The following is a 24,073-nucleotide window of genomic DNA, read 5'->3' on the forward strand; positions in this document are numbered from 1 at the left end:
CTAGTCTAAAAACTAGTATTAAGACTATCACTAACTTAAGTGATACCAACTGTCTGGAGATTCATGGGGCCAGTCTACAATCTTCAGCACGACAAAAAGCGATTGATGATCTTCTTAGCTACCCGCCAGTTGATGATATCGATGCTAAAGCAAAAAAGATCAGACAGCAGATGACCCCGAAAGTCGTTATGGTCATGCCGGATAATTGTGTGAACAAGCAGCAGCAGGCTGCTCTGGTAGCTAAACGTTCGGAAGAAGATCGGAAGTTACAGCAATGGGTAGCACAACAAAGTTTGACGGAGCTATGTCGTCGTACTGGCAACTGCTAAGGGCCTTCCAACAACACCAAAGCGACCCCTTACCAAAATCAGGAGCATCATTTTTGAACCAATTTCTTAAAGCCCTACCTTTCATCGCAGGTTTGACGTGGTGCCATTCGCAACCCGCACAGGCCGACGAACAACGCTATATCAGTATCCGTAACACCGATACAGTCTGGACTCCCGGCAATATTTGTGTTTATCAGTTTCGCCTCGATAACGGCGGAAGTGGGACAGGTTTCGGCCAACTGAATGTGTCACTGGATTTGAAAGACAAAGCTGGCAGAACGCTCGCGCAGGGCGTCATGGAAGTTGGTCCCTTTGGAGAAAGCGACGCAACACGTTCACAGGACGCTTTTCTGGAGCATGAATGTGTTGAAGGTGTCAGTGCCGTTGAAATTTTGAAGGTAACTGAATTACATGCAGGTCATCAGACTGATCTGCCACTGTCCATCTTCGATCCGCAATATTACCAGCCATTGTCAGTATCAGTTGCCGTGAATTAATCGTCGCGGTTGGCTGAGACGGGCATCTGCCACACCTCAGCTACCACTCACTTAAAACATGCCAGGCCATGCCTCCTACGGGAAGCATGGCCTTTTTGTTTTCAAACCACTCATACGGAATCACCATGAATCAAACCACATCACCCGTCACCGCTTCACCTGTACCCGACAGGCAGCGTCTCAACTTCTGGCCCAAGCACTTCGGCAAAATCCCTCAGTGGATGCTGCTGGAGCCCCGCGCCTTCGCCTGGATGGATCGCCTGTGCGAATCCTACAACGGTGGATACTGGAATTATTACACGCTCAGCAACGGCGGTGCCTTCATCGCACCTGACAGTGAGGATAACTGGGCCATTTTCAACAAACTGAATGGCAACAGCGCGGAGATGAGAAGCGAAGCCGCTGGCATCGCCGTCTGCCTGCTGAACTGGAGCCACCACGCCTGCAGAACCGGCAGCCCCGCCATGAGCGAACACTACTATCGCCTGCGCGAATTTGCGCTGAGCCATCCTGAAAGCAGCGTCATCATGCACATAATCGACTGATGCCGGAGGACGTTATGGAAACGACTGCATTATCTCTTCCTCTTTCATCACACCGCACCATAAAACGCGCCCTGACGCTGATCGAAAATCACCTGCGTGAGCCGGGCGTGTCGTTTACCTCAGCATCACTCACCCGCGACTGGCTGCGGCTGAACCTCGCAGGGCTGGAGCGTGAAGTGTTCATGGTGGTGTTTCTGGACAATCAGAACCGGCTACTGGCACACGAAATGCTGTTTCACGGTTCCATCGCGAGCACGGAAATTCATCCCCGCGAAGTGGTTAAAGCCGCACTGCGGCACAACGCCGCTGCGGTCATCTTTGCCCACAACCATCCCTCCGGGTATGCCGAGCCCAGTGACGCAGACCGACGCATCACTGAACGGCTGAAAAAAGCGCTGGCGCTGGTAGAGGTGCGCGTGCTGGACCATCTGATTGTCGGCAGCAAAGAGATTGTCTCGTTCGCCGAACGCGGCTTGCCCTGAAGGAGGACATATGCATTCTCAACAATGGGGGCTTACGTGCAGTAAAACACCGAGCTTCGATGCCAGGCTGGTGCAGGAAGGCAACCGACTGCACTTTCTGGCGGACCGGGCAGGATTTACCGGCGACTTCAGCGACGATGAAGCACTACGCCTTGACCAAGCTTTTCCGCTGATAATGAAAAAGCTAGAGCAGATGCTTACAACCGGTGAGCTGAATCCTCGCCATCAGCAACGTGTTATCCTGAATCACATTGAACTGACCTGCGAAGCCGACACGCTTGGCTCGCACGGTTACGTTTACATCGCGGTTTACCCGACAACTCAGTAGCTCTCTCAAAGGAAAATCAATATGCCAACCTCAGCAATAAACCCGGGGCGGGCGGCATCGTGCAGCCTGTCACCTATAGCGCACTGGCGAACACTGCTTGTCTACCTGCTGGAAAAGCACTACGGGCTGGAATTAAACGATACGCCATTTTGCAGTGAGTCAGTAATCCTGCAACACATTGAGGCGGGTATTACCTTGGCCGACGCCATCAATTTTCTGGTGGAAAAATATGACTTGGTGCGTATCGATACCCATGGCGATACCTATTCAGAGCCAGAAATCTTCCTGACCGCCGCCGACATACTGAAGGCAAGTCACGCTACCGGATTAACGCAGCGTAATCTCGATTAAATTCTGCATAGCGAATTCCAGATTTACCTTTCTGCTGCTTTTCTCTTCTATCTAACAACGCATAATGCCTCTGCCATCACCGGCAGAGGCATTTGCCTATATGGATTTTTTGCGATGCAAACAAAACCTGAAGTGATTACCGAACATACTGAGCTGATTAACTCGACCAGCATCGAACGCATCGTCACCGGGCGTGATGCAGCGCTGCTGCAGATTGAACAGTTGATTCAGCAGCTCAACGCCATTTCCCAGCTCACTGCCGGAATCGGTGGCGGCAACGCTGCCGACTGGGCGATGAAGCAAGGACATCGCTATGACTGCTGGCTGATGGAAAAGCCGGAGAAAGCGATGCCAGCAATCACCCGCAATGTTGACCGCAGCCTGTGGCGCGACCTGATGCTGAAATCCGACATGCTTTCGCTAATGGATGCCCAGGCGCGTGACCAGTGGTATCAGAACCTCGAAGATGGCGACCTACCGGCCATCAGTGAAGCCAATATTCTCAGCACGTTTGAGCAGTTGCACCATAGCAAAACGGAGGTGTTTGAGCGGGGGATTATCAACGTTTTTAAAGGTCTATCGTGGGATTACAAAACCAACAGCCCTTGCTACTTTGGCAAGAAGATCATCATCAGCAACCTTGTAACGCACAACCGCTGGGGCTACAACCTGACATGGGGGTTTCGTCGCGACCAGTTGGCAGACCTAGAAAGGATGTTGTTCTTGCTCGATGGCAAAGCGATACCTGACAATCGTGCAAATATTTCCATTAACTTGATGAATCACATTCGCGATAACCCTGGCAAGGATGTTTATGACGATTCATACTTCTCCATCCGCTACTTTCAGAAGGGTACAGCGCATCTCACGTTCAAGCGCCCTGATTTAGTCGAGAAGATGAACGACATTATCGCTAAGCATTATCCGGACCAGCTCCCAGCTTCTACTAAACAGCGTTGTTAGGTGATGAAAAACGAGCTGAAAAAAATGAAAAAATGTTTTAGGCACCCTCTTAGGCACCAATGAAAAGTTGAATTGATAAATTAAGGATTTAATTCATTTAGTTAGCAAACCAATTCAGACTCCGCCAGCCCACCAAAATTCTCCATCGGTGATTACCAGAGTCGACTGATGAAGTCCTGAAAGCCCGCACGGCGCAAGCCCTGCGGGCTTTTTTGTATTTATCATTGTCCGAGAACATCCGGCTAAATCCGGTGATTATTGGTATACGTTTAGGTAAACGGTAGGATGTATACCTAAAGCTCATACCAATTCATGAAGGAGCGGCCACAGTGGCACGGACAACACGCCACCTGACCAACACCGAAGTTCTGCGTGCTAAAGCGCTAGAGAAGGATCTAACGCTGCATGATGGCGACGGGCTTTTCCTGATAGTGAAAACCAGTGGCAAAAAACTCTGGCGTTTCCGTTATCAACGTCCGGCAACAAAGCAGCGGACAATGATGGGGCTCGGAGCCTTCCCCGCCCTATCACTTGCAGATGCCCGAGGGTTAAGAGCGGATTACCTTGCCTTGTTAGCTAATGGCATCGACCCTCAAGTTCAAGCTGAAGTTGCAGAGGAAGAGCAGCAAATCGCTCTGGACAGTATTTTTTCGACAGTTGCCGCTAACTGGTTCCAACTCAAAAGCAAAAGCGTTACCCCTGATTACGCAAAAGACATTTGGCGCTCACTGGAGAAAGATGTATTCCCTGCCATCGGTGAGATCCCCGTTCAGCAAATCAAAGCCCGGACACTGGTTGAAGCTCTTGAGCCAATCAAAGCTCGTGGGGCGCTTGAGACTGTACGTCGGCTGGTGCATAGCATTAACGAGATAATGATTTATGCCGTAAACACTGGTCTGATTGATGCCAATCCAGCATCAGGTGTTGGAATGGCCTTTGAGAAACCCAAAAAACAAAACATGCCGACACTACGACCAGAAGAATTACCAAAGCTAATGCGTTCTCTGGTGATGTCGAATCTCTCTGTTTCGACTCGCTGTCTGATTGAATGGCAACTTTTGACCCTCGTGCGCCCCTCTGAGGCCTCCGGTGCACGTTGGGCTGAGATCGATCTCGATGCAAAGCTCTGGACTATTCCAGCCGAGCGGATGAAGGCCAAGCGTGAGCATATTGTTCCCCTATAGCCGCAGGCATTAGATATTCTAGAAGTGATAAAGCCAATCAGCGCTCATCGTGAACATGTTTTTCCGAGTCGAAATGACCCAAAACAAGCAATGAATAGCCAGACGGCAAATGCTGCTTTAAAACGAATTGGGTATGGAGGTAAATTGGTTGCACATGGATTGAGGTCTATTGCAAGCACAGCTTTAAATGAAGAGGGTTTTAATTCTGATGTCATTGAGGCAGCTTTAGCGCACAGCGATAAAAATGAAGTCAGGAAAGCTTATAATCGCTCTACGTATCTTGAACACAGGAAACAACTAATGGATTGGTGGGGGAACCATGTATCTTCTGCGTAATAATAATTTTAAGGGCAGCATAAGTACTGCCCTTACCTCTATACAATATACACACCTATAATGTTTCGATAATAAATAGCTGCCCCTCCCCCTCGTACAATAACCTCCATTGTATGTAAGCCTCTAAAAGATGTTGCTTCTGACAAGGTTAATATTAAACCTTCGCTATCGCGTTTTAAATTTATTCGAGAAGCGTTATCCACCTTAATTAAGTTTTCATTTTCCACACGAACAACATAATCCTCGGATAAATCATCCTTAGCTTCTTCCCCATGATTTTTTTTGCAAAAAATTATATTTAGATTACCTAATCCAGGGTAAATCCTTAATTTAAATATTAATTTTTTTTGTTTTGGCAAAAATCGAGATATTGATTTATATTCTACTTCTTTATCATCCTCGTCAACATAACAACCAAAAATAAAATGATTAGGATGTAAAACAGATGAGGACATTTTTTTATCATTCAATTTGAATGGCAACAAGCTTTGATATTCATCCATATTTAATAATCGAATTCGCCTGTCTATAGGCCTTCCTTCCTTATTCGTTATATTCGGCTCTATAAACTTAATCTCTCGCCCTGCTTTACTCTTCAATGAAGTATATTCCAAAGGAAAATCAATATAATCTAAAATCCCTTGTCCTAACATGGCTGTATTTTTGTCTGCTAGTTGTTGTAACTTGGCTGTCATATCAACTGGAAGCCCTAATGCTGTTACTTCGCACGATTCTCCTAAACCAAAGTTACCCCAAATAACTTCATCTTCTGACCCATAATCCAAGCCAATTCGGACACCTAGATCAATTTCAGTGCCAAGGTCCTCGTTCAAAGATGGGAATATATATTCCTTCAAAATCAATCTGAGTGTTGATGCAGCGTTTATAGCATCTGCTATTGCATCCTCTTTGCTTACATCAGACCTACCAAAGAAGGCCATCAAAGCATCGCCCATAAGTCGATGAGGATAACCATCTAGCGCTCGAACAATGTCAATGCAAGCTTGAAGTATTCTATTTTTAACGATATATGCTTGTTCTAGCGGCAATAAAAGTGATAAGCGGGAGCTTTTACGTATATCAATAAACATCGTCACTATGTATTGATTATGCGTTACACTAAGACCATTTAACATTGTAAGTTCAGGATGGGTGCCAATTTTATGTTCGTTTAATCCAAGCTTATTAAACAGAGGTCTAATTTCACGCTGATAATCATACTCCAAGAAATTGCTCGGGCTTGTTGAAAAAGATTCTGAAATAAGTACCGAATCTCCCCTCCGACTTTCCATACCAACAGACAAAGCGCCATCCATGGTCATTCCTTTTCTTAAGGTTATATTTTTTATACCCTTAAAGTTTTTCTCGGTAATATCTTTAAAACTCATAATAGAACTCCATTTGCAAAATCAACGAATTTTGAAAAGCAAAGACAAATCATGCAAAAATATGCATATTTCAAATATCTAACCGCATCAGAAAACAACAAGAACTTTTCCTTGGCAATTCCCGCCAAAATATAGCTTTGAGCACACATATCCCTTAATAACCCTTCATCATCTTCGTCATTATATTTTGAAAAGTATTCATTCACATCGTTTAGATTACCAATAAAGACAAATGAAACCAGTGATCCACTTGCCTCGTGAACTTTATTTACCGCCTTCATTTTTGGAATAATACTTCGCAGCGAATAAACCACAGATAAAACAATAAAAAAACCGATCAAAAAAACCATTACACAAAAAAACAAGTTATACAAATTGCTACCTAGAAACAAACCTTTAAAGCTTCCTATTTTATTCGAGAATATTGTTAAACTTGCCCCACCCGCAGCCAAAAGCAAGGCTGCCTTGTTATTTGTGGTGGAAATATAACCATCAGTCCTTTTTATTATATCAAACTGTAGTTTTATTTTCTCTTTGTTTTCTTGAATATCCACTTTACCCCCTCAGACATATACTTTTAATATTATTTTTTTGTCGCCCATCTTACAACTTACTCTCCAAAAAATTTGTTATGCATCACAATATATTCTTGAAGCATTGCTATTGAATCTTATAACACTAACTTCTAATAGATGTGACACTTCATAATCATAATGCATAATGCATAATGCATAATGCATAATGCATAATGATTATGCCCGCACAATTCCCTCCCCCACACACCAGGCCGCATATACTACGTGAATGTACGGATTGGGCACTACAGAATTCAAATGTAATCACTTATCTCCTAAATGAACGATTTCTGTTAACTCAAGGTAGCGCTTGTAACACCTTGATGAAACGCCTCACAACATCATCATTTTGTCTCCACTTATATTGGCCATAAATCTCTTGGTGAATCCGCGTGTCACTGAGACTCGTTCAGACAGAGAAAATAAATAAGCGAATTACTTCTGGCGCGCAATGCTCTCCCCGCCACGCCTGCCCGCTTAAGGGGGCGCTTTTAATGCAGATGCAAGACCAGCTTCAGGGTGCGCCAGTGCTGGTGCTGGCGGGGGATCCAGTGTCGCTAAAACGCATGCAAAACCATGCACCTTATGCATGCATGGCTTTTATACGTAAAAATGGCGGGATTTTCGGGAATTTTTAAGCGAACTACTGCACGGCCAGTTCTGCACGGCGGCGGGTGTAATTCAGGTTCTGTGCAGGCGTGAATTTTTCACGATTATCATCGCGCGAAGCCGCGTCAGGCCTGAAACCGATGGCCGTTAAAATGTCATTATCCTGCGCCAAATAATTAATTTTTTTTCACCGGCTGACAGCCAGAGCTGTAGCGCCTCGCGCAGATAATCGAGTGAGTGCTGCATAGCGCAGCGCTGAACGGCGGAATGTTGCCCGGAATAATTCATCAGTTCAAGGGCAAGGGCGGCGGCCACCTCCGCGCCGTGCGCCTGCATAAAATCATTTAATCGGTCGCAGATGCTGATGCGCTGCACCTCCTCATGCGAGCGGATATAACGCCCGGCAGCCTGATTAATTTCCCACTTTTTCACGTCAATAATTTCACGCAGCGTTTGCAGGCTCCGGTCGCTGTGCCCGCTGCCGGCAAGCTGTTCGCAGTATATCTGTTCGGCCTGCGTCAGCTAATTCCTACGTTGTAGCCAGGCGGAATTATTTGCCTGACAGGCCTCAAAGGATTTCCGTAGTATCAGTGTGGTCCCGTAAGTTTTCAGTTATGCCTGATCGTGTTAACGCATCTGCGCGGTAGCGGTGGCTCCCGGTGCAGGCATGTGGATAACCGGCTCAATCGCCGGTGAACGAGTAATCCCTTAAGTGGATTAAAGTGCGCGGAACGTGCAGTAAAACATGCTTATGCCACATTTCAATAAGCCATCTTTAGCCTGCTTTTCGAGAAGAACATAAAATCGGCCCACAACCAAAGAGCGTTGAACCATCAAAGTAATCCCCATTAACAACAATCTCTATTCTTTTTAAAAGGCAAATCGTTCATAACGAAGCCCCCTAACGCACCTCATATAACATTGAAAGAAAAAGGAAAAATATAAAACTTAAAGCTTGCCTAATAAATATTAAAAAGACGTTTTGCCGATAATGTGCTAGAAATTTGTTCAACGCATCTCAGAGCCAATGACAGGAACAATGAGAATATGGATACGACGTTGCTGAGCGCATTAGATACCGATGGACGCGACAAATTCGAAAGCGCGATGAATGCCTTACAAGGCGATGTTTCCGCTGCGGCCGCGAGGTTGTCAGTTGATCCCCGCTTACGCCTTGAGTACTCAAAAAGAATCAAAGAAATGTCCGTAGACTTACGCGCAAAGGCCAATGCTGGTGTGATCTCCTGGGACAAAGCGGCACGAGAGGCTCAGGAAACGAGAAATTTGATCATGGAGATGGTGCGCTCTCGCAGCACTCCACTCGGACGGGCAATGGCCGAACGAATAAAAAGCGAGGGTAAGACGCTTAATGAGTTGGTAGCAAAAAAAGCGAAAGCTTTATTCGGCCCACAGGCAAATTTTAACAACCTTTCGGAAGTACAAAAAAATCAGATATATGCAGGTATCGTTGAATCCGCAGGCAAGTCTAACCCACAGGTAAACATGAAAATGATGCAGCTCTCGCGCGTTGGAAGGGGGTTAATTGTTCTTTCGATTGCGATTTCTGTTTACGAAATTTATGCCGCTGATGATAAGGTTTCTGAATCAGGCAGACAGATAGCGATTAATGGTGCAGGTATTGCCGGTGCTGCCGCAGGTGGTGCAATGGCGGGATTAATGTGTGGGCCAGGCGCACCTGTTTGCGTGCTCATCGGTGGCTTCGTCGGCGGCGCGCTTGCCGCATGGGAAATGGGACGTTTGTGGAATTGATTATGCAACAGGTTAATTCAATAACATTGGTTAAGGTTAGTGACGCGACCGATGTATCCCAGGCTCAATCTGACGTTGTGCTCAATGGTAAAAGCACCGGCATTAATGTGCCGGGGCAAGTGCTTGAAGCAGCGGTCCAGGTTAATGAGCAACGTTATATCCTGTTTCTGACGGATGACATTATTTTTGAAGAGTCCCTGACGATTGCCCTTATTGACGTTCATGACGGGCTTAAAGAAATTGTTCGCTTGGGCAATGAGTACTCGACAGGAACTTTTGCGGATCTCCAGGTCACTGACGATAGCGTGGACTTCAGGTTTATTGGGGGTTATATCTGGACACTGAAAGTATCCGATTCACCTCGCCTGCGGCTTCCTTTTGTTTCCGATCCAAAAGGTGTTAAACGGGAGTCTGGTCTGAAAAAATACATAACGATCTCTGCCACACCGGCGTCGGAAAACGTAAGCTGAAGTCATTATTTAACAGAATGAAAAGGCTTTCTGCTGAGCGGGATAAATGCACTTGAGAATTATGCAAACTCAGATAGCCAACCAGAATCTCCATCAGTAATAACCCTATTTATCTGATGAAATCCAGAAAGCCCACACGGTACAACCCCTGTGGGCTTTTCAGTACCATCCCCCCACCGTTTTCCTCTCCCTTTGACCAACATCAACGACACCGCCCCTCCCCCTATGGAGAATAAAAAAACACCCCCACCCAGCGCTACGGAATAGCCGCTCAACCCGGAAGGAACCCCATCATGTACAGACCCATAACCGTCATAATATTCATTCTCCTGACGCTCGCCGCCCTCGCGGAAATAGGCGTTTTATCCTTTGGATAATCCTCAGGCTAAATACCTCTCATCAGGGCATGTTGATCTCATTACAGTTTTTTCCTAAAGCCATCCCGTTTCGCCTGTGCCATGCTGAATCACGCTCATAACCGATAACGTTAAATGAGGATATTATGAAAAAAACAATTATCGCATTATCTGCCGTTCTGCTGGCTTCCCCAGTATTTGCTGCGACCACACATGCAACTGACGATACCGTCGCGGCGGCGAACGCAAACGCCAACGAGGCGAAGCAAAAACTGCACGAAGAGCAGAACAAAGGTGAAGAGCTGAAGCTGAAACAGAAGCATGCTGCGGAAGGTAAAAGCGAAAGCTTTGGCAGCAAGGTCAGCGAAGATTCCCAGAAAGCCTGGCATAAAACCAAAGAAGGCACCGAGAAAGGGTGGGATGCCACCAAAGAAGGCGCGGAGAAAGGCTGGAACAAAACCAAAGAAGGTGCCAGCGAGCTGGAAAAGAAAGTCACTGAGTAAGTCGTTATACTCACGAAAAGGTCGCGCTTGCGGCCTTTTTTATTTCTTCGAATATAATTTGCACCTCAGGCGTTTACGCAGTGCGCACTTATCGGAGAAACCACTATGTATCGCCTTTTGGCCTTTCTGACCGTTCTGCTGTTATGCCCTTCCCTGCATGCTGCCCCGAAAAGCTACCTTATCGACACCGAAAACACCGCCATTCGGCTCTCGTGGCATGCCTTCGGCGGCATACTCTCCTGGGCGACGTTCAGCGGCGTGACGGGTGCCGTAACGCTCAATCCGGATAACGACGTTGACGACCACATCCACGTCACCATTCCAGTGGCCACCCTGGTGGCCTCAAACACGCTGCTCGCCTGGCAATTAAAAAGCGACATGTTTTTTGATGCGGAGCACTACCCGACCATCGAGTTTATCAGTTCCCGGGTGGTCGCCCAGGGCGGCGGACGGTTCAGGGTGTTCGGCACGCTGACCGTTCGAAACATTGCCCGGCCGGTGATCCTGGAGGCCGGGGTGAAAGACCCGCATGCGCAGGCCCTCACGCTGGATGCCACCACCGCGATATCACGCGCGTCCTACGGGATGGATAAGTTTGCCCTGGTCGTGGACGATCGTATTGCCATCGCCATTGCGATAAAGACTAACAAGGTGCCGTCATCCTGAGATCACGCGCTGTAGCCGCTCAGCGTTTCCCCGCAGGTGAGACGGCGGGTTGCGGCCAATCAGGACAAACTGATAGCCCGCCTCCTGCCACCACGCCAGGTTCATGCTGTGCCGCTGCTCCTGTTGGAGCGAGACCGTCGTCTTCTCATCAACAGGCGAAATACAGAGGGCCATCGGGCCGTAGTCGGCGTTGATCCAGGCTATCTGCGCGATAGACGTCGTTTCATAGCGCAGCATGCGCACCATTTTAAGCTCTGCCCCCTGCAGGGTAAGCTGCGACAGGTTTAGCGTCATGCCGATGTCCTGCGCGGCCCGTTCCAGCCCGCGCTGCAGAACCGGCGTTGCGCCGTCCATATCCAGCAGCGTCTCGACGCTGTACAGGGACATATATTGCGCTTCGAGGTCGCGGATATGGGCGTTCTCATCCGCAGGCGCAGCTGAGGGACGCAGCAGATACCCCAGCCCGGAACCCACCAGCAAAAAGCTGGCCGAGGCGGCGATCAGCGCCCGTCGGCTGACGCCAGCCGCCGTCGAGACCTGCGGGTCGGGAAGTGCCGCAAGACGCGCCTGCATCCTCTCAAGAGGCGCATCATCCAGCAGGCAGGCAAACGCCCCGGCGTAATCCTGGCTGCTTTTCATCAGTTCGTCGGTTCGCCCGGCGAGGCGTTCGTCACATTTTAACTGTTCTTCAAATAACTGCGCGTCGGCGCGGCACATCTCGCCATCTATCCAGGCCACGATGGCGTCGTCGTTATAGGGCGGTGCAAAACGGTGCGCGTTCAAGAGCGTTTCTCCTTTACCGGAGGCAGTGCGTCAGCGGATTTGGCAAGCCGAGCCCTCGCCGTCGCCAGCCGGCTCATCACGGTACCGATCGGCACCGCCAGGGTCTCCGCCGCCTCCTGGTAGGTAAAGCCTTCGACATAAACCAAAAATACCGCGTTGCGCTGGGCTTCGGGCAGCGCGTTCACGCGCTGCATCACCTTCAGGTAATGCAGGCGCGTCTCATCCTGTTCGCGGGTGTCGGGCGCCAGCAGCTCGTCGCTGGGGACAAATCCCTGCCCCTGGCGAACGTGTCGTGCCCGAAGCTCAGAGATCCAGATGGAGTGCAGGATCGCGAACAGCCACCTGTCGATGCGCGTGCCAGGCGTGTACTGGCCGCTTCTTTCAAGCGCGCGCACGCAGGTGGACTGAACCAGCTCTTCGGCGATATCCCTGTTTCGCGACAGCACCAGCCCATAACGCCAGAGGCGCGTCAGGTGTGCGGCGAGCTGTTGACGAACCTCACGGGATGCGATGGGTTTTCCCTCCACGAGAAAATCAGGATTCCGGGTGTCCATTGATGGCGGCCTGCAGGTCACGGTACTCCTCGCAGGACTGGCCACAGATTCCGGCAATGACCTTCAGCTGTTCTTTCGCGAGGTCGGGACGTCCTTTCACCATCCACGCTTCACCGAGATACTCCCGGGCTTTGGCGTAATCCGGGGCGATAGCCAGCGCACGCTGGTAATAACCAATCCCTTCGTCCGTTCGGCCCAGTTTGCGCGTGGCGAACCCGCGATAGTTCCACGCTTCAGCCGTGTTGCTATTTTTCAGCGAATCCAGCAGGTTCAGCGCCGCCTGGTACTCGCCTTTCTTCGCGAGATGGTACGCATAGTTGGTTTTGTCCTGGTCGCTGAGGCTGCTGCTTTTGTCCGGCACGCATTTCTGCGTGGCGCTGTCATACACCTGTCCGGAAGGACAATCAGGCGTTTTGCTCTCGGTACTATTATTGCCCATGGCCAGCGCCAGTGGAGACAGCAGAGAAAAAATCAGCACCGGGATCAAACGAAACGAGGTTGTGCGCATATAAAACTCCAGGGTGAGTGGGGAGTGACGTCAGTAAACGTCCGGGTGAGGATTTTTATTCATTCTTCGGTGAATTTTTTTCTGTCCTAAAACCCTGCCTGCACTTCAGTTGTAAAGGTAATAAACCAGGGTATTTTTTGTCTTCTCGTTATTATTACTTGCGCCCACTAGCAGAGTTTTAACCCTGTACAAGAATATATTTCATTACCTAAGTGACATAATATATCTTACATCAAAAACGTTACCCTAACTTAAACACACATTAAGCGCACTTAAATAATAACGTTTGGCATGATATTTAAAATGCTCCCTACCAATTATCATACTGGGTCGTAAACGTTAAATAACAGAACCACAAAAGAAAACAAAAAGACAATAAAAACAATTATATAAAAAACAACAATTATAAAAAAGAGCAATCCATTAATGCCCCACTCATTGTTTCCATCTTTATTTACCAAAGCTTAATTTGCACAACCCTCATTTTCTGTCTATATCATTTTTATATTCCAGAAACCAATTCCTCTATTAATTACAGGGTTTTATAAAATACAAAACACCCATTAAACGTTTTTTTCATAAGTCATTAGATTCGCTCTGATGTTGCCACTCTGACGCATGGCGGGCATCGTGCGCGCTGAAATCTACGGTGAGCGCTGTTTTATAACAGCAACTGCGCCGGGGGCGCCCTTTACCTTCAGCAGAGATGGCTCGTCTTGCTCGCCGTTCATGACACTTCTGCTGGAGTAATAACGAAATGAGCCAAATCTCTGTTATTTCAAAACTTACTGGCGTAGAAACGACCCTGGAAGGTACACAGGTTACGCTGAACCATTCCTCTGTCGTTGAGCTTCACGTCGAGCGAGCGAGCGTCTCACACTTCGCGCGAAGCGGTAACGACCTGCTGGTGACATTGCACTCCGGCGAGGTGATCACCCTTAAAAACTTCTATGTGGCGGACGCGCAGGGCGTGAGCCAGCTGGTTCTGCAGGACAGCAACGGCGCATTATGGTGGATTGAAGATCCGACCGGGGCCGCCACGTACGAATCTATCGCGTCCACGGACGTGCTGCTTGCGGCGTCAGGAAGTGACGCTGGTGGTGCCGCCATCTGGCCATGGGCCCTGGGTGGTATTGCCGCTGCAGGGGGCATCGCGGCCGCGGCAAGTAGCGGCGGCGGTGGCGGCGGTGGTGGCAGCAGTAACAATTCGGCCGATCCGGATACGACTGCACCAAATGCACCTTCCGGCCTTAAGTTCTCCTCAGACGGTAAAACCGTCACCGGTTCCGCCGAACCCGGCAGTACCATCACGCTGAAAGACGCGAACGGCAACGTCATTGGTACAGGAAAAACGGGCAGCGACGGCAACTTTAGCGTCTCCCTCGGGACACCGTTGACCAACGGCGAGCAGGTAACAGCCACCGCAACGGATAACGCCGGGAATATCAGCCAGGGTTCAAGCGTCACCGCACCGGATCTCACCGCACCCGATGCACCAACGATTGGCAGCGTAATCGACGATATCGCCCCTCAGACGGGGACGGTGACCAACGGTGGCAGCACCAACGATCGGCGGCCGCAACTCTCCGGCACCGCCGAAGCGGGCTCCACCGTGACGATTTATGACGGCGGAATAGCCATTGGCACCGCGGTCGTCGCCAGCAATGGCACATGGACATTCACCCCGTCCATCGACCTGAACGAAAGCATCCACCAGATTACCGTACGGGCAACCGACGCCGCCGGCAACACCGGGCCAGCCTCACCGGTATTCACCCTCACCGTCGATCTTACCCCTCCGACAGCGCCCACCGCGATTGTGCTGCTCGACGATACGGGCCTTATCCGAGGAACAATCACGTCGGGCGTGCCTACCGATGCCTCGCAGCCGATCCTGGCGGGAACGGGCGAACCCGGTGGAACCATCACCATTTACGATAACGGCGTGGCGATTGGCACAACGACGGTGCTGCCTAACGGTACATGGAGCGTTACCCCAGGGGGCCCGCTCCCGGACGGAACGCACTCGATCACCGTCACTGAAACCGATGCCGCCGGAAACCAGAGTACGGCCTCTGAGCCTATCATCTTTACCGTGGACACCACGCCGCCGTCGGCCCCAGGAAACCTCGTGGTGTCGAATGATGGCGGCACCATCAGCGGCATTGGAGAAGCAGGCAGCACGGTGACCATTCGTGAAGGCGATTTCACCCTTGGCACAGTGGTTGTTGATAGCCAGGGGAACTTCAGCCTGACGCTGAGCCCGCCGAGGATCAACGGCGAAATCCTGACCGCTGACGCCACCGACACGGCGGGTAACACCAGTCCGACCACCTCCGCGGCGGCACCGGACATTACCCCGCCGCAGACCCCGGTCATCCTGTCGGTGATCGATGACGTGCAGGCCACCACCGGCCCCGTGGCCCAGAATGGGCTGACCAACGACCGGGCACCGACCGTGAACGGCACGGGCGAGGCAGGTTCGACCATCACGATTTATAACGGCAGCGATGCCCTCGGTACGGTGGTTGTTCCCTCCTCCGGCCAGTGGAGCTTTACGCCGCCCACACCGCTGACCGACGGCACCTGGGTGCTGACCGCGAAGGCGACGGATCCCGCCGGTAACCCGAGCGGGATATCAAACACGTGGACAATTAACGTTGACGGGACGGCACCTGGCGCCCCGGTGATTTTACAGGTTGTAAACGATATTCCAGGGCAGACCGGCGCGATCGACGTGAACGGGACCACCAACGACGCCACCCCGACGCTCAGCGGTACCGCTGAAGCAAACGCGACGATCAGCCTGCGCGTGGACGGTGTGGAAATCGGTACAACCGTTGCCAATGGCCTCGGCGTATGGAGCTTTACCCCTTCCTCCTCAATCGGTGAAGGCCCCCACGCCCTGACCGCCGTCGCAACCGATGCGGCAGGCAACCCCGGCCCCGTCTCCAACACCTGGACCCTGACGGTTGACAGCGTCGCGCCTGCGGCGCCGGTCATTACCCAGGTGCTGGATGATGTGCCGGAGCGCCTCGGCGCCCTCAATTCTGGCGACAGCACCAACGACACCACGCCAACGCTCAGCGGCACGGCTGAACCGGGCTCAACCGTCACTATTCGCCTGGATGGCGCCGATCTTATTACGATCCCGATCGATGGCAGCGGCACCTGGACCTATACCCTTTCCACGCCGCTTGACGAAGGTCCTCATACCTTTAGCGTCATCGCCACCGACGCGGCGGGTAACACCAGCCAGCCGTCAGACGACTTCACCCTGAACGTCGATATCGCTGCGCCAGCGGCGGCCACCATCGCCACCGTGACCGACGACGTCGGCGGCGTACTGGGTTCGCTCAACAGCGGCGATACCACGGATGACACTCGCCCCCTGCTGCAGGGCACCGCCCCGGCAGACACGGTGATCACCGTCTATGACGGCACGACTCTGCTTGGCACCGCCATCCTCAACGGCAGCGGCGGCTGGAGCTTCACGCCCGTGACCCCGCTCACCGACGGTCCGCATTCCCTGACGGTGCACGCCACGGACGCCGCGGGCAATACCACCATCTCAACGCCATTTGAACTGACGGTGGATACCGTTGCGCCTGCCACGCCGGATATCCCGGCCATTACCGTCAATCCTGACGGCACAACAACGCCGCTGAATCCGGGCGAAACCACCCGCGACACCACGCCAACCCTGAGCGGTACCGGCAATCCAGGTGATACCGTGACGATCTACAACGGCGGCGTCAAACTTGATGATGTGCTCGTGGACGGTAACGGTAACTGGACATGGACACCAGCCACCCCGCTACCTAACGGAACCTATGACATCACTCTGACCGTCACCAACATGGACGGCACGGGCAACGAAAGCGCCCCGTCGCAGCCGGTCACTATTACCATTGATACCGAGGCGCCGGCTACGCCTGCGGCACCGATCGTCACCGACAGCGTCACCCAGATCACCGGCCCCGTCCCCAATGGCGGCACCACCAACGATCCGCGCCCGGTGCTGAGCGGCACCGGTACGCCAAACGACGTTATCAACATCACTGACACCGTTAACGGTACACCGACCGTTGTGGGCACCGTCACGGTAGACAGCAACGGCAACTGGAGCTGGCGTCCCGGCAGCGACATTGCCGAGGGCAGCCACGCCTATACTGCCACCGCCACCGATGAAGCGGGCAACGTCTCTGACCCGTCGTCAGCGATTACGATCATCGTGGATACCCTGGCGCCGGATACACCGGTGATTAGTGCAGTGGGAGGTGCGCCTGATGGTGGCTTTATCACAGATACCAGGCCGACAGTGGGCGGAACCGGGGTTAACGGTGAGACGGTGATCGTCTACAACAACGGCGTCGAATTGGGCCGTGTCGTGGTGGTGAACGGAGAATGGAGCCTGACGCTGCCAGCGCAAACGGACGGCCCGCTGAACATTACCGTAGCGGGCGTGGACGCAGCGGGCAACCTCAGCGCGCCGAGTTCAGTCTTTACCGTCACGCTCGACACCGTTGCGCCCGGGATACCGCAAATTAATGCTGTCTCAGACAGCCAGCTCACCAACAACGTGCTCTACACCCGCGACGGTACGCCGACCCTAACCGGGACCGGCGAGCCCGGCACCACCGTTATCGTCTCCGTCGACGGTACTGCGTCAGGTGTGCCGATCACGATCCAGCCGGACGGCAGATGGAGCTGGACCGCAGGCACAACGCTCTCAGAGGGTCCGCATACCTTCACTGTCTCCGCTACCGATCCTGCGGGTAACGCTTCAGGAAGTTCAGCCCCGCTGAACGTGACGGTGGACACCCTCACCCCGGACGCCCCTGACAATCTGAACCTGGCACCAGAAGGTACGCCACTAACCGGTAGTGCCGAAGCGGGAAGCCTTATCACGGTGAAAGACAGTAATGGCAACGTCATTGGTACCGGGGTTGCCACCGGCGGTAACTTCTCCATCGCTGTCAGCCCCGCTCAGCAGGATGGCGCGACCCTGACCGTGACCGCGACAGATGCTGCCGGGCATGAAAGTCCCGTTGCGAATTACACCGTCACCGGCACGGAGCCGAATCTTCCTGATGTACCCGTCATCACGGCGATCAACGATGACGTCGACCCAATCATCGGCGACGTGAAAGGCAAAACGACCAACGACACCACCCCAACCCTCACCGGTACGGCTCAGGCGGGAAGCCAGATCGCTATCTACCTGGACGGTGGCGTGACGCCCGTCTCGACGGTCACTGCTGACGGCAGCGGCAACTGGAGCTATACCCCAGCCGCGCTTGGCGAGGGGCTGCACACCTTTGAGGTGACCGCGACCCTTAACGGCCAGACCAGCGGCCGCTCTCCGGCGGCCAGCGTCACCGTTGACCTTACCGCACCGGGCACGCCGACCATCGGCGCCGTGATTGACGACGTTGGTCCGGGCACCGGCCCGCTGACCAGCGGCCAGACCACCAACGACAACCAGCCGACGCTCACCGGCACCGGCGCGGTGGGCGATACCATCTCGATCTACAACAACGGCGTGCTGCTGGACAGTGTGGTAATCGGCAATACCGGCACCTGGAGCTACACCACGCCTGTCCTGGCAGAGGGCAATCACGTCCTGACCATCCGCGAGACCGATCCGGCGGGGAACCAGAGCGGTCCTTCGGCGGGCTTCACCGTCGTGGTGGATTCCGTTTCCGCCACGCCGGTCATCACCAACGTCACGGATAATGTGGGCAATGCCGCCACCACGGTGGTCAGCGGCGAGCTCACCAACGACGCCACGCCAACCCTTACAGGGACAGCAGACGCAAACAGCGTGGTGACTATTTTCGACGGCGGCACCCAGATTGCCGTGGTCACGGCTGACAACACGGGTACCTGGACGTTTACTCCTGATACCGCCCTCGGCGAAGGCTCGCACAGCTTCACCGTCCGGGCGACCGACCCGCAGGGCAACCTCAGCGCGGTCTCCGCCCCCTGGAGCGTGGTGGTTGACCTGACTGCTCCGACGGTTCCGACGCTGGATAATGTGAACGACGACGTCTCTGGCGGCGTCCAGGGTAACCTCACCAGCGGCCAGGTAACCAACGACAGCACCCCAACCATCAGCGGCACCGGGCTGGCGGGCAGCACTATCCACATCATGAATAACGGCACGCAGATTGGTACTGCAACCGTTGACGTAAACGGGAACTGGTCCTTTACCCCAACCACGCCGCTGGGCGACGGCAGCTACTCCCTGCGCGCGTATGCAACGGATGCGGCAGGCAACGCCTCGGCCAACTCATCGGTCTTCGCCTTTACCGTGGATACCGCAGCCCCTGGTGTACCGGTAGTCACCAGCGTGGTTGACGATGTCGGTCCGGTCACCGGGACGCTCACGTCGGGTAACAGCACCAACGACGCGCGTCCGACCTTCAGCGGCACGGGCGAAGTGGGTTCTACCGTGCACGTGCTCGTTGATGGCAACGAAATTGGCACGGCGGTGGTCAATGCCCAGGGCAACTGGAGCTTCACCCCGGGCAGCGATCTGGCCGAAGGTCCACACGCCATCACCTTTAACGCGACCGATGCGGCAGGCAACACCGGCGCCACAACGGCACCGTTTAACCTGACGGTCGATACGGGCGTGCCGTTAGCGCCGGTCATCTCGACCGCGGGTGACAACGTGGGCAGTATTCAAACCCCGCTCTCTTCCGGGCAGAGCACCGACGACACCACGCCGACGCTGAACGGCACCGCGACCGCCAACGCCACGGTTACCGTGTATGAAAACGGACAGCCGGTCGGCACCGTGCAGGCGGACGGCACCGGCGCATGGAGCTTTACGCCATCAGCGCCGCTGGGCAACGGCAGCCATACCTGGACCGCCACGGTCACCGATGCAGCGGGCAACGTCAGCCCGACCTCGCCGGGCTTTACCCTGATTGTTGATACCGCGGCACCGAACGCGCCGGTTATCAGCCAGGCAATCGACGTCGTGGGCAGTATCACCGGCCCGCTCACGTCCGGACTGACGACCGACGACACCCAGCCGCAGCTTGTTGGGACCAGCGAACCGTTTGCCACCGTGAAGATCTATGAGGGCACCACCCTGGTCGGCACGGGCACCGCGGACGGCAGCGGCAGCTGGAGCATCGTGCTCACCCCTCCGCTGACCGCGGGCGCGCACAGCTTTACCGCGCAGGCCACGGATGCGGCAGGCAATACCAGCTTGTCGTCCACCAGCTTCAGCCTCACCGTCGACACCACGCCGCCTGCGCTGCCGGTGCTGACCAGCATTCTGGATGACGTGGGCAATGCGGCGACGCCAGTTGCCAACGGTGGGTTCACCAACGACGCGCAGCCGACCCTCAGCGGTACGGCGGAAGCGGGAGCCACGGTGAAAATCTTTGATAACGGCGTACAGATCGGCAGCGTGACGGCGACCGGCGGCGCGTGGAGCTTTACGCCATCTCCGGCGCTGAGCAACGGCGCGCACACGTTGACCTTCACCGCCACCGATGCGGTGGGCAACGCCAGCGCCCCCACCGCCGGATATGTCATTAACGTCGATACCCTCCCGCCAGCCGCGCCGGTCATCAGTTCGGTCATTGATGATGTCGGCAGCGTCACCGGGCCCGTGACCGGTACGAACCCGACTAACGACACCCGCCCAACGCTGAGCGGGACCGCCGAAGCGAATGCCACGGTCCGGATCTACGACGGCATCACGCTGGTGGGCACGGTCACCGCCGATGGCAGCGGCAACTGGACCCTGCCACAAACCACCACCACGTTGACGCAGGGCACGCATAACTTTACCGCGACGGCCACCGATGCGGCGGGCAACACCAGCGTGGCGTCAGCCGTGACGACGATTATCGTCGATACGACCGCGCCAACGGCGCCGACCGGCACCTTCAACGCCGACGGTAGCATCCTGACCGGGAGCGCGGAGGCGGGCAGCACCGTCACTATCCGCCTTGCAGACGGTTCAACGGTGACCGCCATTGCGGGCAGCAACGGCACCTACAGCTACACCTTCATTAACAAACAGATCGAAGGCCAGACGCTGCAGATCACCGCGACCGACGTCGCAGGCAACACCTCCCTGCCGGGCTCTGCCCTTGCGCCGGTGGTGCCGCTCTCCGCCAGCAATAACGTTGAGGAGCTGAACCTCAGCACCACGGCGACCGTGACCAACAGCCAGTACAGCGACTACGGCTTCCTGCTGGTCGGCGCCGTGGGCAACGTCCTGACGCTGATCGGTAATGACACCGCGCAGGTGAACTTCACGGTGGGCAACGGCGGCAGCGCGGACATCGTGGTAAACGCCAACGCCACGGGGGCGGTGCTCTCTCTGCTCAATACCCTTGAGCTGGTGGTGCAGCACTACGTCAACGGTGTCTGGACAACCGTGGTGGATACCGGCCAGCCGCAGTTTGCCGATCTCCTGACCCTCGGCGCCACCGGCGTCTCGCTGAACCTGACCGGGCTGGCCGACGGCAACTACCGCGTGCTCAGCTATAACACCAACCTGCTGGCGACCGGTTCCTACACCAGCCTCGACGTGGCGGTGAAAGAGACCGGTCCGGGTACGGTCACCGGCGATACCAGCCTCAACGGCAACGTGATCCTCGATACGGACCCGACCGCCGGCAGCGACAACGCGCCGGCCGGCACCACTATCTCCACGGTCACTAACGCGCAGGGCGTGACCACCAGCGTGAACGCCGACGGCACGGTGATCCAGGGCAAATACGGTACGCTGACCATCAACCGCGACGGCAGCTATACCTACAACCTGACCGACACCAGCGCCGCGGTCGTTGGCCGGACGGAGAGCTTCACCTACACCATCACCCATAACGGCGTCAGCGCGTCGGCAAACCTGGTGCTGTCTCTGGGTGCCGGTACGGTCATCAACGGCATTGTGGCAGTGGACGACACGGCCTCGCTGACCTTTGACACCACCGTGAGTGAGGTGAATAACGGCGCCTCGTCTCAGAACGGTTTTACCCTGGTGGGCATTAATCTCGGCAGCACGCTGGGGCTTAACCTGCTGGACGACCTGACCAACCCGATTATTTACAACGTGGAGGAAGGGACGACCCGTACCATGACCATCCAGGCCTCCGTGGGGGGCGTGGCGCTGGCATCGGTGTTCGATCTGTACGTCTATAAGTTCAACAATGCGACCCAGACCTTCGAGCAGGTTCGCGTCGAGTCGGGCTGGCTGCGCGCGCCGCTGCTGGGGGGCACGTCACCGCAGCTTACGCTGAACCTGCCTGCCGGGGAGTACCTGTTCCTGCTGAATACCGCGTCCGGGATCACCGCCCTGACGGCCTACACGCTGAGCGTCCTGCAGGACCATGTCTACAGCGTGGCGAGTATTAGCGAAACGACCACCGGCGACGTGCTGGCGAATGACCCGGTTCCGGCGGGCACGCTGGTTACCGAAGTGAACGGCGTGACGGTCAACAGCAGCGGCACCACCACCATTCAGGGGGAATACGGCACGCTGACCATCAATGCGTCCGGTCAGTACACCTATACCCTGAGGAACGGCGTAGGCGCGGACCATATCAGCACGCCGGATACGTTCGTCTACACCGTTACCGCGCCTGACGGCTCGAAGGATACGGCATCGCTCAACATCACCCCAACCGCGCAGGCAATGAATGCGGTCAACGATGTCAGCGCCACGATGGACCTTACCTCGGTGCACCACACGTCGGTCTACTCGGATACCACCGTGGGCGTCGCCAGCTGGACCACGGCCCTGCTCTCGTCAACCCAGGGCAGCGGCAGCGGAACCTTTGTGGTCGACCCGAACACCGCGCTGCACAACGCGTCGCTGCACTTTAGCGTGGCCTCGCTGCTGGCGCTGGGCGGGCTGACGGTGAACTGGACGATTAGCGATGCCAACGGCGCGATCCGCAGCGGCTCCTTCAGCGGCGCCTCGCTGCTGGGCGGCAGTATCGACGTCCCGCTGACCGGGCTGGATCTCAACGCCGGGACCTATACGCTGAGCTTTACCGGTAGCGTACCGGGGCTCAGCGTTGGGACCATCACCATCACGCCAAGCGTAAACGGCACCACCTACTCGCTGAGTAATTTCGACGTCACCGGCAGCCACACCGTCAACGGCAATATCTTTGACGGCACCGACTCTGGCGGCGTGCTGGATCAGCTCCACTCGGTGGATACCCGTCTGAGCGTGACCGGCTACAACGGCGTGACCACCACGCTGGATCCGTATACCGGCAGCGCAACGGTGAACATTGTCGGCCACTACGGCACGCTGGCGATCGGCGCTGACGGACACTACACCTATACCCTGAACAGCGGGGTATCGCTCTCAACCATGACCTCGAAGGAGACCTTCAACTACACCCTGACCGACTCTGCCGGAAGAACGGATACCGCTACGCTGACCATCAATATGGCGCCGCAGTTCATCAGCTCGGAACATAACGACGCCATCACCGGTACGGCCTACGGCGATACGCTGATTTACCAGGTGCTGAACAGTACGGTGGGGAATGCCACGGCGGGTAACGTCAGCAGCGCCGGAGGCGATCACTGGACCGGGTTCTCGCTGGCGCAGGGAGACAAGATCGACATTGGCGATCTGCTGGTGGGCTGGGACGGTAATACCGCCTCGTTGGGGAATTATATCCATGTCACACAAAGCGGTAGCAACACTGTGATCTCCATCGACCGTGATGGTGCAGGGTCCACCTACACTAATACTGCACTCGTTACGCTTGATAACGTTCAGACCACGTACGACGAGCTTGTTAACCAGCAACACATCATTACCTGATAGCACCTGCAACAGATGACCCGGGCGCACAGCGCCCGGGCATTAATAATAAAG

Annotated in this window: 17 protein-coding genes and 3 pseudogenes; 14 read left to right on the forward strand and 6 right to left on the reverse strand. The window is 54.4% G+C overall.

Translation table 11 applies throughout. The features are described 5' to 3' along the window. The 8 genes and pseudogenes from C6A40_RS14490 to C6A40_RS14525 form a co-directional block, all read left to right on the forward strand. Positions 1-329: pseudogene (locus tag C6A40_RS14490) on the forward strand (hypothetical protein); the annotation flags it as partial. A gap of 53 nt (positions 330-382) precedes the next feature. Next, a complete protein-coding gene (locus C6A40_RS14495) occupies positions 383-826 on the forward strand; it encodes an IrmA family protein (protein ID WP_053337478.1) in 444 nt (147 codons plus the stop codon). Between the two features lie 125 nt (positions 827-951). Further along, entirely contained in the window at positions 952-1,371 is a 420-nt protein-coding gene (locus tag C6A40_RS14500) for an antirestriction protein (protein WP_114191302.1), read from the forward strand. 14 nt (positions 1,372-1,385) lie between these two features. After that, complete coding sequence (gene radC / locus C6A40_RS14505) at positions 1,386-1,853, forward strand: RadC family protein (RefSeq protein WP_114191303.1); 468 nt, start codon at positions 1,386-1,388, stop codon at positions 1,851-1,853. A 10-nt stretch (positions 1,854-1,863) separates the two neighbouring features. Then, positions 1,864-2,181: a type IV toxin-antitoxin system YeeU family antitoxin gene (locus C6A40_RS14510; RefSeq protein WP_114191304.1), complete on the forward strand. Its 318-nt coding sequence runs from the start codon at positions 1,864-1,866 to the stop codon at positions 2,179-2,181. Positions 2,182-2,202: 21 nt separating this feature from the next. Continuing rightward, positions 2,203-2,532 (forward strand): TA system toxin CbtA family protein, encoded by a 330-nt coding sequence (locus C6A40_RS14515; protein ID WP_114191305.1) that lies wholly within the window; start codon positions 2,203-2,205, stop codon positions 2,530-2,532. Positions 2,533-2,646: 114 nt separating this feature from the next. After that, a complete protein-coding gene (locus C6A40_RS14520; protein WP_114191306.1) occupies positions 2,647-3,495 on the forward strand; it encodes a DUF4942 domain-containing protein in 849 nt (282 codons plus the stop codon). Positions 3,496-3,824: 329 nt separating this feature from the next. Further along, a pseudogene (locus tag C6A40_RS14525) lies at positions 3,825-5,015 on the forward strand (integrase domain-containing protein). Positions 5,016-5,053: 38 nt separating this feature from the next. Here C6A40_RS14525 and C6A40_RS14530 read toward each other — a convergent pair. Both C6A40_RS14530 and C6A40_RS14535 read right to left on the reverse strand, forming a co-directional pair. Then, positions 5,054-6,403, reverse strand: a complete 1,350-nt coding sequence (locus C6A40_RS14530) for a nucleotide-binding domain-containing protein (protein WP_045336585.1) — start codon at positions 6,401-6,403, stop codon at positions 5,054-5,056. Further along, on the reverse strand, positions 6,400-6,957 hold the full coding sequence (locus tag C6A40_RS14535; protein ID WP_045336587.1) for a Pycsar system effector family protein: 558 nt from the start codon (positions 6,955-6,957) through the stop codon (positions 6,400-6,402). Before C6A40_RS14535 ends, C6A40_RS14530 begins: the two co-directional genes overlap by 4 nt. Positions 6,958-7,472: 515 nt before the next feature. Here C6A40_RS14535 and C6A40_RS14540 point away from each other — a divergent pair. Beyond that, positions 7,473-7,616, forward strand: a complete 144-nt coding sequence (locus C6A40_RS14540) for a hypothetical protein (RefSeq protein ID WP_045336589.1) — start codon at positions 7,473-7,475, stop codon at positions 7,614-7,616. 5 nt (positions 7,617-7,621) lie between these two features. On the opposite strand, the pseudogene C6A40_RS14545 reads toward C6A40_RS14540, so the two are convergent. After that, a pseudogene (locus C6A40_RS14545) lies at positions 7,622-8,199 on the reverse strand (phage polarity suppression protein). Positions 8,200-8,634: 435 nt separating this feature from the next. Here C6A40_RS14545 and C6A40_RS14550 point away from each other — a divergent pair. The 4 genes from C6A40_RS14550 (at position 8,635) to C6A40_RS14565 (ending at position 11,352) form a co-directional block, all read left to right on the forward strand. Next, the gene (locus C6A40_RS14550; RefSeq protein ID WP_045336591.1) at positions 8,635-9,357 is read left to right on the forward strand and encodes a hypothetical protein; all 723 of its coding nucleotides are present in this window, start codon (positions 8,635-8,637) and stop codon (positions 9,355-9,357) included. Between the two features lie 2 nt (positions 9,358-9,359). Next, complete coding sequence (locus C6A40_RS14555) at positions 9,360-9,827, forward strand: hypothetical protein (protein WP_045336593.1); 468 nt, start codon at positions 9,360-9,362, stop codon at positions 9,825-9,827. A gap of 502 nt (positions 9,828-10,329) precedes the next feature. After that, on the forward strand, positions 10,330-10,686 hold the full coding sequence (locus tag C6A40_RS14560) for a hypothetical protein (RefSeq protein WP_008502540.1): 357 nt from the start codon (positions 10,330-10,332) through the stop codon (positions 10,684-10,686). A 105-nt stretch (positions 10,687-10,791) separates the two neighbouring features. Beyond that, positions 10,792-11,352 carry a YceI family protein gene (locus C6A40_RS14565; protein WP_045336595.1) on the forward strand — a complete coding sequence of 187 codons (561 nt, stop codon included), beginning with the start codon at positions 10,792-10,794 and terminating at the stop codon, positions 11,350-11,352. On the opposite strand, the gene C6A40_RS14570 is transcribed toward C6A40_RS14565, so the two are convergent. Genes C6A40_RS14570 through C6A40_RS14580 form a run of 3 tightly spaced genes read right to left on the reverse strand, consistent with a single transcriptional unit; the run spans position 11,344 to position 13,197 of the window. After that, a complete protein-coding gene (locus C6A40_RS14570; protein WP_045336598.1) occupies positions 11,344-12,135 on the reverse strand; it encodes an anti-sigma factor family protein in 792 nt (263 codons plus the stop codon). The genes C6A40_RS14565 and C6A40_RS14570 overlap by 9 nt on opposite strands. After that, positions 12,132-12,689 (reverse strand): RNA polymerase sigma factor, encoded by a 558-nt coding sequence (locus C6A40_RS14575; RefSeq protein ID WP_045336600.1) that lies wholly within the window; start codon positions 12,687-12,689, stop codon positions 12,132-12,134. The genes C6A40_RS14570 and C6A40_RS14575 overlap by 4 nt, the downstream gene beginning before the upstream one ends. Further along, positions 12,670-13,197 (reverse strand): tetratricopeptide repeat protein, encoded by a 528-nt coding sequence (locus C6A40_RS14580; RefSeq protein WP_045336602.1) that lies wholly within the window; start codon positions 13,195-13,197, stop codon positions 12,670-12,672. Before C6A40_RS14580 ends, C6A40_RS14575 begins: the two co-directional genes overlap by 20 nt. Positions 13,198-13,954: 757 nt before the next feature. Between C6A40_RS14580 and C6A40_RS14585 the strand changes: the two genes are divergently transcribed. Continuing rightward, entirely contained in the window at positions 13,955-24,019 is a 10,065-nt protein-coding gene (locus C6A40_RS14585) for a BapA/Bap/LapF family large adhesin (RefSeq protein WP_045336608.1), read from the forward strand. Positions 24,020-24,073 lie beyond the last annotated feature (54 nt).

The sequence above is a fragment of the Enterobacter sp. GER_MD16_1505_Eko_090 genome (assembly GCF_003331015.1).
In the GTDB taxonomy this organism is placed as follows: domain Bacteria; phylum Pseudomonadota; class Gammaproteobacteria; order Enterobacterales; family Enterobacteriaceae; genus Enterobacter; species Enterobacter roggenkampii.

What these genes read in the sequence shown, in the direction of transcription:
- C6A40_RS14580 (WP_045336602.1), bottom strand. Translation starts at nt 13,197, where the DNA reads ATGCGCACAACCTCGTTTCGTTTGATCCCGGTGCTGATTTTTTCTCTG.
- C6A40_RS14555 (WP_045336593.1), top strand. Translation starts at nt 9,360, where the DNA reads ATGCAACAGGTTAATTCAATAACATTGGTTAAGGTTAGTGACGCGACC.
- C6A40_RS14540 (WP_045336589.1), top strand. Translation starts at nt 7,473, where the DNA reads ATGCAGATGCAAGACCAGCTTCAGGGTGCGCCAGTGCTGGTGCTGGCG.
- C6A40_RS14515 (WP_114191305.1), top strand. Translation starts at nt 2,203, where the DNA reads ATGCCAACCTCAGCAATAAACCCGGGGCGGGCGGCATCGTGCAGCCTG.
- C6A40_RS14520 (WP_114191306.1), top strand. Translation starts at nt 2,647, where the DNA reads ATGCAAACAAAACCTGAAGTGATTACCGAACATACTGAGCTGATTAAC.
- C6A40_RS14500 (WP_114191302.1), top strand. Translation starts at nt 952, where the DNA reads ATGAATCAAACCACATCACCCGTCACCGCTTCACCTGTACCCGACAGG.
- C6A40_RS14510 (WP_114191304.1), top strand. Translation starts at nt 1,864, where the DNA reads ATGCATTCTCAACAATGGGGGCTTACGTGCAGTAAAACACCGAGCTTC.
- C6A40_RS14585 (WP_045336608.1), top strand. Translation starts at nt 13,955, where the DNA reads ATGAGCCAAATCTCTGTTATTTCAAAACTTACTGGCGTAGAAACGACC.
- radC (WP_114191303.1), top strand. Translation starts at nt 1,386, where the DNA reads ATGGAAACGACTGCATTATCTCTTCCTCTTTCATCACACCGCACCATA.
- C6A40_RS14565 (WP_045336595.1), top strand. Translation starts at nt 10,792, where the DNA reads ATGTATCGCCTTTTGGCCTTTCTGACCGTTCTGCTGTTATGCCCTTCC.
- C6A40_RS14550 (WP_045336591.1), top strand. Translation starts at nt 8,635, where the DNA reads ATGGATACGACGTTGCTGAGCGCATTAGATACCGATGGACGCGACAAA.
- C6A40_RS14575 (WP_045336600.1), bottom strand. Translation starts at nt 12,689, where the DNA reads ATGGACACCCGGAATCCTGATTTTCTCGTGGAGGGAAAACCCATCGCA.
- C6A40_RS14560 (WP_008502540.1), top strand. Translation starts at nt 10,330, where the DNA reads ATGAAAAAAACAATTATCGCATTATCTGCCGTTCTGCTGGCTTCCCCA.
- C6A40_RS14530 (WP_045336585.1), bottom strand. Translation starts at nt 6,403, where the DNA reads ATGAGTTTTAAAGATATTACCGAGAAAAACTTTAAGGGTATAAAAAAT.